The sequence below is a fragment of the Paenibacillus sp. LjRoot153 genome (assembly GCF_964253085.1).
GTDB lineage: Bacteria > Bacillota > Bacilli > Paenibacillales > NBRC-103111 > Paenibacillus_E.
On record NZ_CAXUQH020000001.1, the window covers coordinates 3,908,751 to 3,924,911 of the forward strand.

A 16,161-nucleotide genomic window follows, 5' to 3' on the forward strand; every position below is an offset into this window, starting at 1 on the left:
GAGAGCGAAAACATGAGTGATCACTATTTGCCTGGTCTTGAGCATGTGATAGCCAGTGAGACCAGCATTTCATATCTCGATGTGGAGAAGGAAGAAATCGTGATTCGAGGGTACGATCTGATGGAGCTGGCTGAGCAAATGACTTATTTGGATGTCGTTGGGCTGCTGCTAGAGGGTGAATTGCCGAATGTGACAAGGCGTCAAGCGATTGAAGATCAGATTCAATCTGTGTATGGATTACCGCCGAATGTGCGTGCCATGCTCCATTTGATGCCGGATCGGGCAGATATGATGGATGTGCTGCGAACGAGCATTTCCGCGCTAGCGAGCTTTGATGATGAACTCGATGATCGTTCACTCGAGGCGAATGGACGAAAAGCGATACGTCTGTTGGCCAAAGTACCGCAAATTGTCGCCTATGGCTACCGGGCCATCACGAAGCAGCCGCTCATTGAACCAGATCCCAAACTGTCTTATACAGCTAACTTTCTGTACATGATTACAGGAACGATTCCGTCTCCGATGGAGGTGGCGATTTTTGATCAATCGCTTATTGTGTACAGTGAGCATGAATTGCCGAATTCGACCTTTACGGCTCGCGTAATCGCGTCCACACAGTCAGATATTTATGGAGCGCTTGTTGGCGCGGTTGCTTCACTGAAAGGTACGTTACACGGGGGAGCGAACGAAGCGGTCATGCACATGCTGCTTGAAGCGGGTTCAGAAGCTGATCTGGAAGCGTTGATTCGTTCTAAGCTTGCACGGAAGGAGCGCATCATGGGTTTCGGACATCGTGTATATATGCGAAAACCTGATCCACGTGCGCTGCTGATGAAGGAGGCGCTGTCGAAGCTCGCACCCGCATGTCAACAACAGGAGTTATACGACATGTGTGTACGTGGGGAAAACGTGATGCGAACAGAGAAAGGACTGCATCCCAATTTGGATTACTATGCCGCGCCTGTCTATTACTTGCTTGGCATTCCAATTGAGATGTTTACTCCGGTGTTCCTTGCAGCTCGTACGGTTGGTATAAGTGCACATGTGATGGAGCAGCACGCGAACAATCGCCTATTCAGACCACGTGTTCGTTACACGGGCGCGCGAGATTTACACCCGCCTGGAGGAGATACGCTTTTGGAAAGTGAGGACGAGATCGTATGAGTACGCCTAGAGAACCTGCTCAGAGGGAGATGATTTTTGATCCACTCATTGTAGAGATTGCTGATTATGTGCTGGATACCGAGATTGAGAGTGAGGAAGCGTATCAGATTGCTCATCATGTCCTCATGGACTCACTGGGAACAGGCTTGCTTGCACTGCGTTTTCCAGCTTGCACGAAACACCTGGGTCCGATTGTTCCAGGAGCAGATATGATCGGTGGTGCTCGTGTACCCGGCACTCGATACGAATTGGATCCCGTTCAAGCGGCTTTTAACATTGGGTGTATGATTCGCTGGCTCGATTACAACGACACGTGGCTAGCGGCAGAATGGGGGCATCCATCCGACAACTTAGGCAGTATTCTTGCTATTGCAGACTATGTGAGTCGAAAACGTATTGCTGAGGGGCAAGCGCCTTTTACCATAAAAGACGTCTTAACGATGGCAATCAAAGCCCATGAAATACAAGGTGTGCTTGCACTGGAAAATAGTTTGAACGCAGTTGGATTGGATCATGTCCATCTGGTGAAAATTGCCTCCACCGCAGTGGCTGCAGTTATGCTGGGAGGGACGAAGGAGGAGGTGTGCAGCGCCGTCTCCAATGCATGGATTGATGGAGCGAGCTTACGTACTTATCGGCACGCGCCGAATACAGGTTCTAGGAAATCATGGGCTGCGGGTGATGCAACGAGCCGAGCTGTTCGTTTGGCCCTGATGGCAGTTGGTGGTGAGATGGGGTATGCCTCAGCTCTGACAGCGCCGAACTGGGGATTCCAGGACGTACTTTTCGAAGGAAAGACGCTTACCTTGGCTAGACCTTTGAGCAGCTATGTGATGGAACATATTTTGTTCAAAATTTCATTTCCTGCCGAGTTTCACGCGCAAACCGCTGTTGAGTGTGCACTTACCCTTCATGAACTTGTTAAGGATCGTATAGTAGACATAACTAAAGTTATGTTAACAACTCATAAATCAGCGCTGCGCATTATTGATAAGAAAGGTCCTTTGCATAATCCTGCAGATCGAGATCATTGTCTACAATACATGGTTGCCATTGGATTGCTGTATGGTACGTTGACTGCCGAGCATTATGAAGATGATATCGCTGCTGACCCGCGCATTGATGCCCTTCGGGAGCGTATGGTTGTAGTTGAGAACGAGCAGTACAGCAAGGACTATCTGGATCCAGATAAGCGTTCCATCGCGAACAGCATTCAAATTTATTTTAAGGATGGAACATCCACGGGGAAAATCGTTTGTGAATACCCAATCGGACATCGCAAGCGGCGTGCGGAAGGGCTGCCGAAGGTGATTGAAAAGTTCAAATCGAATGTGCAAACGCGTTTTCCGCGGAAGCAAACGGAAGAGATTATGAAGCTATCACTCGATTATGAGAAGCTTATTCAGACAACAGTACCAGCGTATATGTCGCTTTTCGTGATTTGATTTTGTCTGCAGCACAGCTGTATGACGCAGGAGGGTACTATGTCATGGTTGATTGAGGAGGAGCCGAGTCAAGAACAGTTAGCTGCGGGGTGGCGTCGTTTAGTTGAAGCGGGTCCTATTGTCCAAATCGTTGGCTCCCACGATGGCATGGCAGCTAGAATCGCCAAGCAAGCAGGGTTTCAAGCCCTTTATTTATCAGGTGCTGCTTATACGGCCAGTAGAGGCTTACCTGATTTGGGACTTATCTATTCCAACGAGGTTGCAGAGCGAGCTAGGGAGCTCGTTCGCGCAGCAGGACTTCCGTTATTGGTCGATATCGATACGGGATATGGCGGCATCCTGAATGTCGCGCGGACCGCGAAAGAGATGGTGGAGGTGAAAGTTGCCGCCGTGCAGATAGAAGACCAAGATATGCCGAAGAAATGCGGACATCTCAGTGGTAAGAAACTCATTTCCACCGAGGAAATGTGTCAAAAAATCCGCACGCTCAAAGCCGTCAGCCCGACGCTATATATTCTTGCACGGACAGATGCGAAAGGGGTAGAAGGCATGGCGGAAGCCGTCACCCGTGCCAAACACTATCTCGCCGCTGGGGCGGATGCTATTTTTCCAGAAGCACTAGAGAGTGAAGAGGACTTTCAGCATTTTCGAAAGGAAGTGGACGCACCTCTGTTGGCGAATATGACTGAATTTGGACGTACACCGTACTATACGGCAGCGCAATTCGAAAATTGGGGCTATCGCATGGTGCTCTATCCGGTTACGTCGCTTCGTGTCGCTGCTAAGGCATATGAGCGGGTATTTGAGGAGATTCGTCAGCAAGGTACGCAGATCGGTTCACTAGATAGCATGCAAACACGCAGCGAGTTATATAAGGCGATTCGTTATGAAGATTATGAGGCCTTGGATGGTTCTATTGCACGATCAACATGGGAGGATAAGAGCTAGAAGTGCAAGCGGCTTGAGGGAGGGCTCCACATGGATTATAGCCTTTCAGAAGAATTGGAAATGATACGCACAATGGTTCGCGATTTTGCATCAGGGGAAGTTGCGCCGACGGCGGCGCTTCGAGATGAAGAGGAACGGTTTGATCGCCATGTATTCGAAACCATGGGAGAGCTTGGCTTAACGGGTATTCTGGTGCCTGAGTTGTATGGCGGACTTGGCTCGGATGCTTTGACGAATTGCTTGGTTTTGGAGGAGTTAGCTCGTGCTTGTGCTTCGACAGGGTATACCCTTTTCGTGCACAGTGCGCTAGCAAGTGCAGCGATCTCGATGTTCGGCACCGAGGAACAGAAAAAGATGTTCTTAGGTCCGATGGGAAATGGGCAAAAGCTGGGAGCTTATGCGTGGTCAGAACGTGCAGTGGCGGAGGCTTATGAGCTAGAGCATCATCCGAAAGCTTTGCGTGATGGGGACGATTACGTGCTGCAGGGCAAGAAGTTTTTCGTATCAAATGCAGGTGAAGCGGACGTCTATCTGGTGTATGCATTGACGGGAAATGCGTCTACGCCGCACGTAAGTAGTGCTTTTATCATTGAGAAAGGGACACCTGGTTTCATTATTGGCCAAAAAGAACGAAAACTCGGACTGCGTGGTTCACCCAGCATGTCCATTGAACTTGTTGATTGCCGAATTCCATTGGCGAATCGTCTTGGCGAGGAGGGAGACGGTCATCGGATTGCGTTGCGGACGCTGGAGTCTGCACGCAGTGGCATCGCAGCACTGGCGGTAGGGCTCGCGCAAGCGGCGATGGAAGTGTCAACCTCATATGCGAAGACTCGCAAGCAATTCGGTAAGCCGATTGCGCAGCAACAGGCCATTGCATTCAAGCTAGCGAATATGGCAACGCAAATTGAAGCTGCGAGACTGCTTACGTATCAAGCCGCATGGCGTGAGAGTCAGGGAGGAGATGGAGGTGCGTATTCCAATCTTTTTGCTGGGGATACGGTGATGGCGGTTGCGATTGAGGCTGTTCAAATCCACGGTGGCTATGGATATACGAAAGCTTTCCCTGTTGAACGATATATGCGTGATGCTAAAATGCTCCAAATGGTTGAAGCAACATTAGATGAGCAGCGCAGAGCGATTACTCGCTTGATTAAGAGGACGTGAGCATGGACTGGAGGGCGAGGTGTATGCGAGAAAGCGTCATTGTTGGCGGTGCGAGGACCCCGTTCGGTAAGTTCGGTGGCGCGTTGAAAGATATCCCAGCTGTCGAACTGGGGGGAATCGTCATCAAGGAAGCCATACGACGCGCGACTCTGGATCCTTCATTGATCGAAGAAGTCATAATGGGCATGGTACTGCAAGGGGGGGCAGGACAAATTCCTTCGCGCCAAGCGGCTCGAAGGGCGGGACTGGCGTGGAATGTGACGTCGGAGACAATCAACAAAGTGTGTGCTTCAGGGCTACGTAGTGTGACCATGGCCGACCAAATTATCCGCGCAGGAGATGCGTCGGCATTGGTGGCAGGTGGTATGGAAAGCATGAGTTCCGCGCCATATTTGGCGACGCATGCGCGTTGGGGCGCACGGATGGGCGAACAGCGACTGATCGACCTAATGATTCATGATGGTCTGACATGTCCATTCGAACGCGTGCATATGGTGCTTCATGGCAGTCGCATTGCTGCTGAATTCAATATTGGACGTCAGGAGCAGGACGAGTGGGCCTTACGCAGTCATCAATTAGCATTGCAAGCCATTTCAAGAGGTTTTTTCGCAGAAGAAATCGTACCTGTCCAAGTTGGTGCAAATGTGGTGGATCGTGATGAGGGACCGCGTGTGGATACGAGTTTAGCTAAGCTTGCCGGATTAGTCCCTGTATTCGATAAGCAAGGCAGCATTACGGCCGGAAATGCGCCAGGTGTGAATGATGGCGCAGCAGCTTTGGTAGTCATGGCGAGAGAAGCTGCCGTAGAACAGGGCGTAATACCGCTCGCAACGATACTTGGCCATGCCAGTGTAGGCGAGCGTGCGCCTTATATCGCTACGACGCCTGCGTTAGCGATTCGGAAACTGCTGCAGCAAACGGGCATGACGCTGGATCAAATTGATCGATTCGAGGTGAATGAAGCTTTTGCCGCTGTCGTGCTCACATGTGAAAGTCTATTAGGGTGGAATTCGCAGCGAGTTAACGTCAACGGCGGTGCCATTGCGCTTGGTCATCCGATTGGTGCGAGCGGTACACGAATTATTCTTACTTTAATTCATGAACTTCGTAGACTTGGCGGTGGTTACGGGATTGCAGCGATATGTAGTGGTACGGCGCAAGGTGATGCGATCTTGCTTCGCGTGGAGTAGCAGAGAAATGCTATTCGGCGACTATAGTTCGGTTTAATGAAGCAGTAGGAGCGATGAACGATGTCTATACAAACCATCATGGTAGTTGGGGCAGGGCAGATGGGGAGCGGCATCGCGCAAGTGGCTGCATCTGCAGGCCGCAAGGTACTTTGGCATGATCTATCTATGCCTTTGATCGACAAGGGTATGTTGGCCATTCGTAAGCAATTAGATCGGAGTGTTGTGAAGGGGAGGTTGACGGAGGAAGAGAAAGTAAGCATTCTTAGCCGCATTCAGTCGACGGGAGTTATTGAAGAGGCTGAGAAGGTGGATCTCGTGATCGAGGCGATATCCGAAAATATGTCATGGAAAACGGCACTTTTTCAGAAGTTGGACGTGATCTGTCCGCCTCATGTGATTATGGCAACGAATACATCATCTCTACCGATCACCGAGATTGCTGCGGCGACAACACGTCCCTCGCAAGTTATCGGGATGCATTTCATGAACCCGGTTCCCGTAATGCCGCTGATCGAAATTATTCGAGGCCTCGAAACGTCCCAGACTGTATTCGATGCGATCTTTCAGCTTAGCAAGGAGCTTGGAAAAACACCAGTTGAGGTGCAGGATTTTCCAGGATTCGTTTCGAATCGCATTCTCATGCCGATGATTAATGAAGCCATCTTTACGGTGTACGAGGGTGTAGCAACGGTGGAAGCTGTAGATACGGTTATGAAGCTCGGGATGAACCATCCGATGGGACCGCTAGAGCTCGCTGATTTCATTGGGTTGGACACGTGTTTATCGATTATGGAGATTCTCTACGAAGGGTTTAAGGATTCCAAATATCGGCCCTGTCCGCTCCTCAGGAAATATGTGAAGGCGGGGCGACTCGGGCGCAAGTCAGGGCAAGGATTCTATACGTATTTAAGTTGAACGGTTAGCGTGGATGTTTATGTTAGGCAGTCACTCTGTGGAGGGGCTGTTTTTTTGTTCCAGCAGGTAAATTCAAGGAATGAATGGAATAGATAAGTAGCGTATAACACTAACCGACGGTCAGAAAGGATGAATGTGTGAGATGGAAAATACGTGCCTAGGTTGCCAGCTAGCGAACGAACAAATTCAAGCTCACGTAGTTTACGAGAATGAGTGGTTGACATGTCTTTTAGATATTGCTCCGTTAAATGAAGGGCATGTACTATTACTTCCCAAGCGCCATGTGACTGAATTGGAGGAACTGGAGGAAGAGACCTCAGTAGCTATGCTGAAAGCTGTTATGAAAATATCACGAGTGATTAAAACACTTTATCAACCAGATGGTGTCACAATTCTCCAAAATGGTGGTACATTCAATGATTTAGGCCATGTGCATGTGCATGTTTTCCCGAGATACGAGGGGGATGGCTTCGGTTGGTTGGAGCCTGAAGATCGAAATGACAATAGAAATCGATTGGCAGAGACAAGGTTGCATATAATTAATGCCATTAATAACTTAGGTGATTAAATATAAAAAGTTGGCATCCATCAGCTAACATGATAAACTGCTAGGTGGCGACACCGCAGCGGATAGATCTGATTTACACGAAATAAGCAGATTAAGCTGGTGTGCAACAAAGGAGGCAAACTCTGTGAAATTTCGTGCTGTATCGCATGAGACCAAGATGAATTATATGCTTTGGAGTATAAAGAATGAAATCAAGAAAGAGAATAAGTACTTAGCAACTTTGCCGTTTGATCCTTCGCCGATCATTGGCGTTGTGAAGTATCATCTGGATCAGTGGGATCCGATTCAATTGCTAGAAGATGGAAGTCAAGACGATGAATACGATGGTGAGGCTCGCAGCATTACCATTTATATAATAAAGCATATGGAAGAGATAAGTGTTGCTGGATTGGTGCAAGAGATCGAACGAGTTTTCAAAAAATCCTTTCTGGATGAATTTCAGTCAGATAGGGATACTTTTGAAATCGCAATTGGTATTTTACGTGATTTGACTAATGGAAATGAGGATGTTTCGAGTGAGTGAAATGGTCGGGAAGTTTTGTGCGAAATTTTTTGGTAAAACAGGTGTCATTCTTGAAATTGGCGTTGTGAAAAAGGTAGCGAGTCGTACCATCCATGTAGATTGGGGTACGAAAACTTGGGTGTACCAGAATCGAGATTTCAATTGGACACCGCTTACGAAGGAAGAGTTCGAAGTCAAATACAAAAAGCCGAAATTCTCAGACGCAGCGCTTGTGCGTGCCGCAGAATTGGGCTTGAAAATTACGTATAATTAAGTTGCGGCTGCCTCCGGGCGGCCGTTTCTTATGTTCTGACAATAGTAATGACGCGGACAGTGAGTTAATTCGGAAATTTCGGACTAACAGCTGCAGAGGAGTAATCCTAACTCGGAAAAATTGAATTCTACTCATTTTTTACAAATAAAGGGGCACTAGGCATGATAAAATAAGGATAAGGGATGAAATATAGAGAGGTGCTGCTATGAAATTTGTGCTCATATTCGGCCCGCAAGCTGTTGGTAAAATGACAGTCGGCCACGCACTTGAACAAACAACCGCGTTGAAGCTCTTTCATAATCATATGACGATTGATCTCCTTCATCCCTATTTCGGGTTTACCCAAGAAACATGGCGGTTAGTTGATTTATTTCGGATTGAGATTTTTGAGGCTGTGGCGAAAAGTGAACTGTATGGATTGATTTTCACGTATGTATGGGCTTTCGATAAGCAAGCCGATTGGGACTTCGTGCAAAAAGTCTGCTCGATTTTCGAATCCAAAGGTGGCGAGATCTATTTCGTTGAGCTTGAAGCATCTATGGAGGAGAGACTTGAACGGAATAAAACCCCTCATCGACTCGCGCATAAGCCTACCAAACGAAACGTTACACAATCTGAACAGAATTTACTAGAAAGCATGGATAAGTATCGTTTAAACTCGCTAGATGGTGAAATCGTTAGAGAGAATTACATGCGAATCAATAATGCAGGTGTAAGTCCAGAGGATGTCGCAGCGATGATTAAAGCAAAGTTTCACTTCTGAAACCCATCACAATAGGATGGAGGCACACAGAATGTTGCAAATTCGAGAATTACAGTTAACAGAGGAATATCCAATTCACTTGTTTCTTCTAGCTGATCCAGAGCTTTCGATGGTTGAATCTTATGTGTACCAAAGCAAATGCTTCGTCTTGGAAGAAAACCATGAAATTGTCGGTGCTTATTTGCTGCTTCCGACAAGACCGAAGACGGTTGAACTGGTGAACATCGCGGTAATAACGAAAAAACAAGGCCGTGGTTATGGTAAGGAATTAGTCAAGCATGCGGTGGAAACTGCAAGAACGTTAAATTATAAGACGATTGAGATAGGCACAGGAAATTCTGGTGTTCAGCAGCTAAGTCTCTATCAGAAGTGTGGTTTTCGCATTTATGGTGTGGATTTCGATTTCTTTACAAGGCATTATAAGGAACCAATTTTCGAAAATGGTATTCAGTGCCGCGATATGATTCGCCTAAGTCAAGACTTATAAGCGAGTAGGAAAAACTCCTGCAAAAAGTGCTAGTAAACCACGATTGCAGGAGTTTTTCTGTATGGGCAACGCCGTTCGCGTCTATTCATTATTACCCAATTTACTTATACGCATACTCATAAATGGTACGAACTTTCTCAAGCACGCGAGGTGCATGCTGGATGAATTTCAACTCTACAAGCTTGTTATTCGTCAGATAAGCACCAGGTATATAGTCACCTAGGGCACCTTGATAGAGCAGTGAGGCCCCTTTGCTAGGATGTGGAAAAAATAAACGGATGATCGGCTTGAGATAGAAGGGAATGCCCGATTGTTTGCCTTCGCGCATTGTATTATTGCCGCCAGGGTCAACAGTGATCATCTTAATCCCTTCTAGGGCGAGATGGGGAGCGAGTTCTTGCGTCCATAAGGATAGCGCGAGTTTAGACGCCGCGTAGGGGCCGAACAGCATTTTAAATTGCGCGGGGTGATCTAATGTTTCAGGGTCAAAACGCTTCATCGTTTTGAACGCGTTAGTGGAGGTATGTACGACTCGTTTCAGCGTACCGTTCTTCAAAAGCGCCATTAACTCCATCGTGATGATATAGGGTACGACGGTTTGTAGTTCATAATGCAATTCTCGACCTTGCTTTGATAACATGAGTTCGGGGAAGCTGCCACCTGCGTTGTTGAAAAGGAGATCAATCTTCTGTTCATTGTTTTTAATTTGCCCAAGTGCCGTCTTTAAGCTTGTAAAATCACTCAAATCCGCATGGTAGACACGCAACTGATGCGTACCAATTGCTGCTTGAATCGATGTATCGTCTTTCGGAAATCCTGTGCGAATGAGCGCAATGATTTGCGCGCCTTCTTGAAGCATCCGGTGAGTCAAAGCCAACCCAATTCCGCTGCTGGCGCCTGTAATTAGTACGATTTTACCTGAAAGATTCGAATTCATGTTATTTTCCTCCATATTCAAAGCATGTGTTTGTGTATGGATTTGACTATACAACTTGGAGTCGACTTCAAGTCAACCCTATATGGATTAAATTATTATGTATTGACTTCGAGTTAACTCCAAGTTTTATAATGAAGTCAATGTACATAAAGGGAGTTGGAGATTTATGAGTGAGGCGGCAGGTTTTTCAATAAAAGAAGCAGCGGAGCAATCCGCTTTATCTGAAGATACGATTCGATACTATGAAAAAATTGGACTGTTACCTCAGGCGGATCGGAAGAAGAACCGTCATCGTATTTATCATCCGGAAGATCTTCAAGTCATGCAGCTAATTACTTGTCTGAAGAAGACAGGGATGTCATTGGACGAGATGAAGCCGTTTCTTGGTCTAACTTATGAGTCCGATTTGACTGAGCATCCATATCTACAAGTCAAGCTGCAGCAGCATAGGGAGAATATCCAACATCAGATTAATTCCCTACAAATGATCATAGATGTGATTGATGCGAAAATGACGTCCGGCAACATGATGCCAGAGGCATGCGAGCTTGCGGAGCCCACGAAACGGATACCGGGTAGGGCATAGCGGATAGGCAGAAATAAAACACAGTGCTTCCCTGTTGGGGTGGTGCTGTGTTTTTTTAGTTCAGATTTTCTAGGATCTGTCATACCGCTACATACAGGCATCCATTGACTTGAAAAAGAAGCTGAGGTATACTTCAATCATCGGTTTTGATATTTAGTAAATTAGTAAATTAGTAAATCGAAATCTTAATTTTAAACATGGAGGAATCACAATGAAAATCCCTACAACACTCAAACATAAACCTGTTATCGTAGTTGAGAACTATGCCAATATTGACGGTAGATATACGCAGAACACGGATACGCAAGGTCTTTCCTTAGGTTTAGCTCAATGGAACGACAGAGGAAAGGTTGATATCTCTGCTAAAGTTTGGCGTTATACCGGCGAGAAATGGTCACGTCAATCAGAAGAGCTGCCGTTGCACCGCGTGTTGGATTTGGCTATTCTAGTGTGCCGCACAAAGCTGCATTTCCAAGAGGATGCATATCGCTTTGAGAACGCGTATAATCCCGAGAATCCCGTTATTGACCGAATCGGATTGCAAGGGGATGCCATGACGGTAGGCGTTTGTACAGATAATGAGAAAATCAACGAAGATATCAAGCTTTTCAGCCAAGCATTGAGTGATGACGGAGAGTTGATCGGGGAACGTTTAACTACGCTTTCCAGGATTTTAAAAGAAATGGGGTATTGATTATCATGTTAGACAAACAGAAGAAAAAGGAGCTTGCCACCAACTATAAGCAAACGTTTCGTGCGATGGGTGTTTATCAAATTCGGAATACCCAGAATGATAAAATATTAGTAAATGGCAGCATGGATCTAGATGGCATGAAGAATCGGCTAGAATTTTGTAAGCAGATGAACACCAACACATTCAATGAACTACAGAAGGACTGGGCGACGTTCGGTGGCAGTTGCTTCGTGTTTGAAGTGCTTGATCGCATCGAACCACGGGATGAAATCATGTTAGATACCGCTGATCTGAAAAGCTATCGAGCCGAAGTCGATGCTTTGCTCGAACTATGGTTAGAGAAGCTAGAGCCGTATGATGAGAAAGGCTATAATAAACGGAAGCGCTAGTCTTTCGTTATGCTCCATTTACTAAAGAGGGGGTTCCGACATAAGCGGACTCCTTTTTTTGCATAATTAGGGAGGTTTCCTCTTATCCTATGGCGAAATGGTGATAGATTGAAATTCTTGAAAGCAGCTTGATGACACTTACATAGAAGGAGTGGTAATTATGAAATACCGTCAACTTGGCGATACAGAGCTTCAAATTAGTGAGGTTAGCTTCGGTACTTGGGCTATTGGTGGAGGCTGGGGCGAGGCGAATGATGATGAATCTATTCGAGGGTTACATCGTGCCATGGAGGCTGGTGTGAACTTTTTTGATACGGCGGATGTGTATGGTTCGGGACATGCGGAAGAGCTGTTAGCGAAAGCGACGAAGGGGAAAGAAGATGAGATACATATTGCCACGAAGTTTTGCCGTTCGGGTGATATTCATGACCTAGCAACCTATTCGGAAGCTGCCGTTCGCCAATTTGCTGAAAATAGTTTAAAACGGTTGAACCGTGAACGAATTGATCTTTATCAAATTCACTGTCCACCGCTAGCGATCTTGAAGGATGGTTCGGTCTTCGAAGTGCTTGAGAAATTGAAAGCCGAGGGTAAAATTCGACACTATGGCGTGAGCGTTGAGACGGTGGAGGAAGGTTTGTTCTGTCTCTCTGTTCCTGGTGTCAAAGCCCTGCAAGTGATTTTTAATTTGTTCCGTCAAAAGCCTGCTGATATCCTCTTCCCGCAAGCGAACGCTGCTGGGGTAGGAATCCTGGTTCGTCTTCCGCTGGCCAGCGGCTTACTTACAGGGAAATTCACGACATCTAGCACATTTGCAGCTGACGATCACCGGAATTTCAATGCGAATGGCGACCAATTTAACGTGGGTGAGACGTTTGCAGGACTGCCGTTTGCGAAAGGCGTAGACCTCGCGCAGGAGCTGTCTTGGATTGGTGAAGGTCGTGGCAACATGGCTCGTGCGGCGATGCGTTGGATTTTGGAGAATCCGCACATTACTTGTATTATCCCTGGCTTCAAGAACGTCAAGCAGATTGAAGATAATCTAGCTACCCTAGAAGTTCCGGCTTTTACTTCAGAAGAGCAAGCGCGTCTGCAGAGCTTCTATGAGACTCAAGTACACGAGCATATTCGTGGTGCTTACTAGCCTAATTAGAAGGGAAAGGGGTTTCAGAGAGAAGCGAAATGGATATAATAACACCACAACGTTTATATCATGGAACAACGGATAATCTCGTCAACCTTTTCCAAGATAAATTATTGGATAGCAGGTATTGGCGACCTGGCCGTGATTTCGGCGAAGGTTTCTATACAACAATCTCAGCAGCGCAAGCGCGAAATTGGGCACGTAAAGCTGCGGCTCGATCGATTATGGGGCAAGAGCTTGCATGTGTGCTTGAAATTGAGCTGATCTCGATTCCTGCGAAGATGGAGCCTCTCATTTTTCTAAGTGATTCCTTAGCATGGGCAGAATTTGTGATGTCGCATCGCAGTGTCATGCAAAAGGGAGAACCGGACCCTTGTCACAAGCATCCGGATATCATTATAGGTCCAATGGCGGATGGTGATACTGGACGAATTATTGAAGAAGCAGTACAATTAAATAAAGATGTACATTGGTTTTATGATCAAATTTTACGCACCACACGCGGTCGAAAATTGGATGCGTTACGTCTTGGCAATCAAGTGGTTTTTTCCACAGAGAAGTGGGAAGCATCCCTTCGGTTTGTTGGTTATAACATTTTTACGGGAGGCAGGTGGATCTACTATGAAAACACAAGTTCGGCTGAATCTGTATGAACGCGGAATCGTTGATGCTCTTGTTCAGAGTTTCGGTTACACCTCGCAAGGTGCTCGAAAGCTTGTTGTCGAATATGTTGAGGTCATTCGTAAATTAGGTGGCTATGACACCTGTTATGATCATGCAGAGAGATTAGTCCAAGCGACAACTATCAATTGTAAGCCAGAAGAGTGGCTGAAGCGAATCAATGTGATTGCGAAGGAAGCCGCCCAGGATAAAGGCATTCTTCATCTAGAGGGACGATTACATGTTCATGTTCGTTAAATAAGTAGCGTAGAAGCTCATCCTTTGGTTGAGCTTTTTTTGTGACCAGACAGAGGAGGAAAACCTATGTTAGAACATATTCGCACGAGTAATGTACAGCGATTTGCCGGGTTCGGTGCTTTGTATGATGAAAGCCGGCCAACTGCGCCGCTGGAACTGATCAAGATTTTGACTGCTTATCTGGGTAGGAAACCACAAACCGTTGTGGATGTAGGCTGCGGCACAGGGTTATCTTCGTTTCTATGGTTGAATGACGCAGAGCGGATCATCGGTGTTGAGCCGAGTGATGACATGCGCGCAGTAGCTATAGCCAAATGGGAGTCTATGAACAAACCTGAGGCTATTCAATTCATGAACGGATTGTCTCATGAACTAGAGCTGCCTTTTGATTCGGCAGACATTGTGACATGTTCACAATCGTTTCACTGGATGGAGCCGCAAAGCACACTGCGTGAATTCGCTCGTATCCTTCGCCCTGGTGGGGTATTCGCAGCTTATGATTGTGATTGGCCGCCTGTCATTGATTGGGAAATCGAGCAGCAATATATGAAGCTTACGTCCCTCGGTGATAAGCGGGCTGTTGAGCTGGCACCGAAACATGAAAAAGCACACAAATGGAATAAAGACGAGCATTTGAAGCAAATCCAATCATCAGGCTTATTCCGTTATGCAAGAGAAATTGTGTTTCATAATTGGGAGTTATGCGATGCAACTCGCTATGCTAACCTCGCGTTAAGTCAGGGCAGCTTACAATCCGCGATAAAGTTAGGTGGGAAAGAGCTTGAGGCTGAGGCAGCAGCATTTCGCCAATTTGTGGAGAAGGCATTCGCTGGTGAAGAACGCTCGATCTTATTTGGATACCGCATGCGGGTAGGCATTATTTAGCTCTCACAGAGGAAAGAAGGGGACAACTACGAAATTGAATGCTTTTGTATTATTTTATGTCGTCATTTACATGGGCAACGCGGTTTATGGAACTTTCATGCCGGTGTATCTCAACAACGCGAAGTTTTCACAGGAGCAGATCGGGCTCCTTCTGAGTCTCGGACCCTTAGTTGCCATGATTGGTCAACCCGTTTGGGGGGCGTTAGGGGACCGTGCCAAATCGAAGAATCAGATCCTGCGACTATTAATCATCGGCAGCGGTATTTCAATCCTATTCTTCCCGATCTCGCATCAATTTCTTTATATGCTTGTTTTCATTTGCATTTTTACCTTTTTCCAGACATCCATATTTGCTCTTAGTGATGCCATTACCTTAGAGGAATTAGATCGGAGACCCAATTGGAGCTTTGGCTTGATTCGGCTGGGAGGAACTGTAGGTTTCGCCATGATGTCACTCCTCTTCGGGTTTATTGCCAAGTCCTACATTGATTCGATGTTCCCGGTTTATGCATGTACGATGGTTGCCGCTTTGCTTTGTTTATGGCGGTTTCCAGCTGCCGCTGGGCGACCAGCCAATGTGATGGGGCGGAAATTCCGTGAGCTGTTCAAAAATGGTAAACTCATGTTCTATATCAGCATGAATTTTGTTATACAAATTACACTGGGCTATTATTACGCATTTTTCCCGATTTATTTCAAGGAAATGGGCGGGGATAGTGTATTGTTAGGTTGGTCGATGACCATTTCGTCCTTGAGTGAGCTGCCCTTTCTGTTATTTTCAGCAAAAATTTTAAAGAGAATTCCCATCTCGATCATTTTACTCGTTGCAGCCCTGGCATCATCCTTACGGTGGTTCTTATTCTCCCAGATTGAAGTGGCGCACTGGATATTACCTGTGCAAGTATTGCATGGCGTCATCTTTATCGTACTATCCGTTACGATTGCCACGATTATTAACCGTGAAGTTCCAGCTGAGTGGAAGGCAAGCGGGCAAACCCTCAATGGCTTACTTAGCCTTGGGGCCGCTCGCATTATCGGCAGCTTTATAGGTGGCTTCATGAGCGCAGCCTATGGGATGAGACAAGTTTTCCTCTATAGCTCCTGGCTATCTATGGCATGTGTCATGGTGATTGGCGTCGTTCTATTTACACGAAGAAAGCAAAATGAACTAGGGATATAATGCGG

The 16,161-nt window shown here is 46.5% G+C and carries 20 protein-coding genes; 19 read left to right on the plus strand and 1 reads right to left on the minus strand.

The features are described 5' to 3' along the window. Window positions 1–12 precede the first annotated feature (12 nt). The 11 genes from mmgD (at window position 13) to ACSQ8P_RS16670 (ending at window position 9,423) form a co-directional block, all read left to right on the plus strand. On the plus strand, window positions 13–1,164 hold the full coding sequence (mmgD, locus tag ACSQ8P_RS16620; protein WP_436236161.1) for a citrate synthase: 1,152 nt from the start codon (window positions 13–15) through the stop codon (window positions 1,162–1,164). After that, window positions 1,161–2,609 (plus strand): bifunctional 2-methylcitrate dehydratase/aconitate hydratase, encoded by a 1,449-nt coding sequence (locus tag ACSQ8P_RS16625; RefSeq protein ID WP_436236162.1) that lies wholly within the window; start codon window positions 1,161–1,163, stop codon window positions 2,607–2,609. The genes mmgD and ACSQ8P_RS16625 overlap by 4 nt, the downstream gene beginning before the upstream one ends. A 39-nt stretch (window positions 2,610–2,648) precedes the next feature. Next, on the plus strand, window positions 2,649–3,557 hold the full coding sequence (gene prpB / locus ACSQ8P_RS16630) for a methylisocitrate lyase (RefSeq protein WP_436236163.1): 909 nt from the start codon (window positions 2,649–2,651) through the stop codon (window positions 3,555–3,557). 30 nt (window positions 3,558–3,587) lie between these two features. Beyond that, entirely contained in the window at window positions 3,588–4,724 is a 1,137-nt protein-coding gene (locus ACSQ8P_RS16635; protein ID WP_436236164.1) for an acyl-CoA dehydrogenase family protein, read from the plus strand. Between the two features lie 23 nt (window positions 4,725–4,747). After that, complete coding sequence (locus ACSQ8P_RS16640; RefSeq protein WP_436236165.1) at window positions 4,748–5,914, plus strand: acetyl-CoA C-acetyltransferase; 1,167 nt, start codon at window positions 4,748–4,750, stop codon at window positions 5,912–5,914. Between the two features lie 60 nt (window positions 5,915–5,974). Beyond that, window positions 5,975–6,829 carry a 3-hydroxybutyryl-CoA dehydrogenase gene (locus ACSQ8P_RS16645; RefSeq protein ID WP_436236166.1) on the plus strand — a complete coding sequence of 285 codons (855 nt, stop codon included), beginning with the start codon at window positions 5,975–5,977 and terminating at the stop codon, window positions 6,827–6,829. Window positions 6,830–6,971: 142 nt separating this feature from the next. Further along, window positions 6,972–7,397: an HIT family protein gene (locus ACSQ8P_RS16650; protein WP_436236167.1), complete on the plus strand. Its 426-nt coding sequence runs from the start codon at window positions 6,972–6,974 to the stop codon at window positions 7,395–7,397. Window positions 7,398–7,521: 124 nt separating this feature from the next. Continuing rightward, window positions 7,522–7,920 carry a hypothetical protein gene (locus ACSQ8P_RS16655; RefSeq protein WP_436236168.1) on the plus strand — a complete coding sequence of 133 codons (399 nt, stop codon included), beginning with the start codon at window positions 7,522–7,524 and terminating at the stop codon, window positions 7,918–7,920. Then, the gene (locus tag ACSQ8P_RS16660) at window positions 7,913–8,173 is read left to right on the plus strand and encodes a hypothetical protein (protein ID WP_436236169.1); all 261 of its coding nucleotides are present in this window, start codon (window positions 7,913–7,915) and stop codon (window positions 8,171–8,173) included. Before ACSQ8P_RS16655 ends, ACSQ8P_RS16660 begins: the two co-directional genes overlap by 8 nt. A gap of 205 nt (window positions 8,174–8,378) precedes the next feature. Beyond that, window positions 8,379–8,936, plus strand: coding sequence for an AAA family ATPase (locus tag ACSQ8P_RS16665; protein ID WP_436236170.1), 558 nt, complete (start codon window positions 8,379–8,381; stop codon window positions 8,934–8,936). A 34-nt stretch (window positions 8,937–8,970) separates the two neighbouring features. Continuing rightward, the gene (locus tag ACSQ8P_RS16670; RefSeq protein WP_436239538.1) at window positions 8,971–9,423 is read left to right on the plus strand and encodes a GNAT family N-acetyltransferase; all 453 of its coding nucleotides are present in this window, start codon (window positions 8,971–8,973) and stop codon (window positions 9,421–9,423) included. Between the two features lie 100 nt (window positions 9,424–9,523). Here ACSQ8P_RS16670 and ACSQ8P_RS16675 read toward each other — a convergent pair whose 3' ends face one another. Continuing rightward, window positions 9,524–10,360 (minus strand): SDR family NAD(P)-dependent oxidoreductase, encoded by an 837-nt coding sequence (locus ACSQ8P_RS16675; protein WP_436236171.1) that lies wholly within the window; start codon window positions 10,358–10,360, stop codon window positions 9,524–9,526. A 166-nt stretch (window positions 10,361–10,526) separates the two neighbouring features. On the opposite strand from ACSQ8P_RS16675, the gene ACSQ8P_RS16680 reads away from it, so the two are divergent. From ACSQ8P_RS16680 to ACSQ8P_RS16715, 8 genes are all read left to right on the plus strand, one after another. Beyond that, window positions 10,527–10,946 (plus strand): MerR family transcriptional regulator, encoded by a 420-nt coding sequence (locus ACSQ8P_RS16680; RefSeq protein ID WP_436236172.1) that lies wholly within the window; start codon window positions 10,527–10,529, stop codon window positions 10,944–10,946. A gap of 211 nt (window positions 10,947–11,157) precedes the next feature. Then, window positions 11,158–11,640, plus strand: coding sequence for a DUF6530 family protein (locus ACSQ8P_RS16685; RefSeq protein WP_436236173.1), 483 nt, complete (start codon window positions 11,158–11,160; stop codon window positions 11,638–11,640). A gap of 5 nt (window positions 11,641–11,645) precedes the next feature. Then, window positions 11,646–12,029 carry a GIY-YIG nuclease family protein gene (locus ACSQ8P_RS16690; protein WP_436236174.1) on the plus strand — a complete coding sequence of 128 codons (384 nt, stop codon included), beginning with the start codon at window positions 11,646–11,648 and terminating at the stop codon, window positions 12,027–12,029. A gap of 160 nt (window positions 12,030–12,189) precedes the next feature. Further along, window positions 12,190–13,173 carry an aldo/keto reductase gene (locus ACSQ8P_RS16695; protein WP_436236175.1) on the plus strand — a complete coding sequence of 328 codons (984 nt, stop codon included), beginning with the start codon at window positions 12,190–12,192 and terminating at the stop codon, window positions 13,171–13,173. Window positions 13,174–13,211: 38 nt separating this feature from the next. Further along, window positions 13,212–13,826 carry a DUF3990 domain-containing protein gene (locus ACSQ8P_RS16700; RefSeq protein ID WP_436236176.1) on the plus strand — a complete coding sequence of 205 codons (615 nt, stop codon included), beginning with the start codon at window positions 13,212–13,214 and terminating at the stop codon, window positions 13,824–13,826. Next, window positions 13,795–14,091, plus strand: a complete 297-nt coding sequence (locus tag ACSQ8P_RS16705; RefSeq protein ID WP_436236177.1) for a hypothetical protein — start codon at window positions 13,795–13,797, stop codon at window positions 14,089–14,091. The genes ACSQ8P_RS16700 and ACSQ8P_RS16705 overlap by 32 nt, the downstream gene beginning before the upstream one ends. Before the next feature lie 66 nt (window positions 14,092–14,157). Next, a complete protein-coding gene (locus ACSQ8P_RS16710; protein WP_436236178.1) occupies window positions 14,158–14,976 on the plus strand; it encodes a class I SAM-dependent methyltransferase in 819 nt (272 codons plus the stop codon). A 34-nt stretch (window positions 14,977–15,010) separates the two neighbouring features. Continuing rightward, on the plus strand, window positions 15,011–16,156 hold the full coding sequence (locus ACSQ8P_RS16715; RefSeq protein WP_436236179.1) for an MFS transporter: 1,146 nt from the start codon (window positions 15,011–15,013) through the stop codon (window positions 16,154–16,156). Window positions 16,157–16,161: the final 5 nt, after the last annotated feature.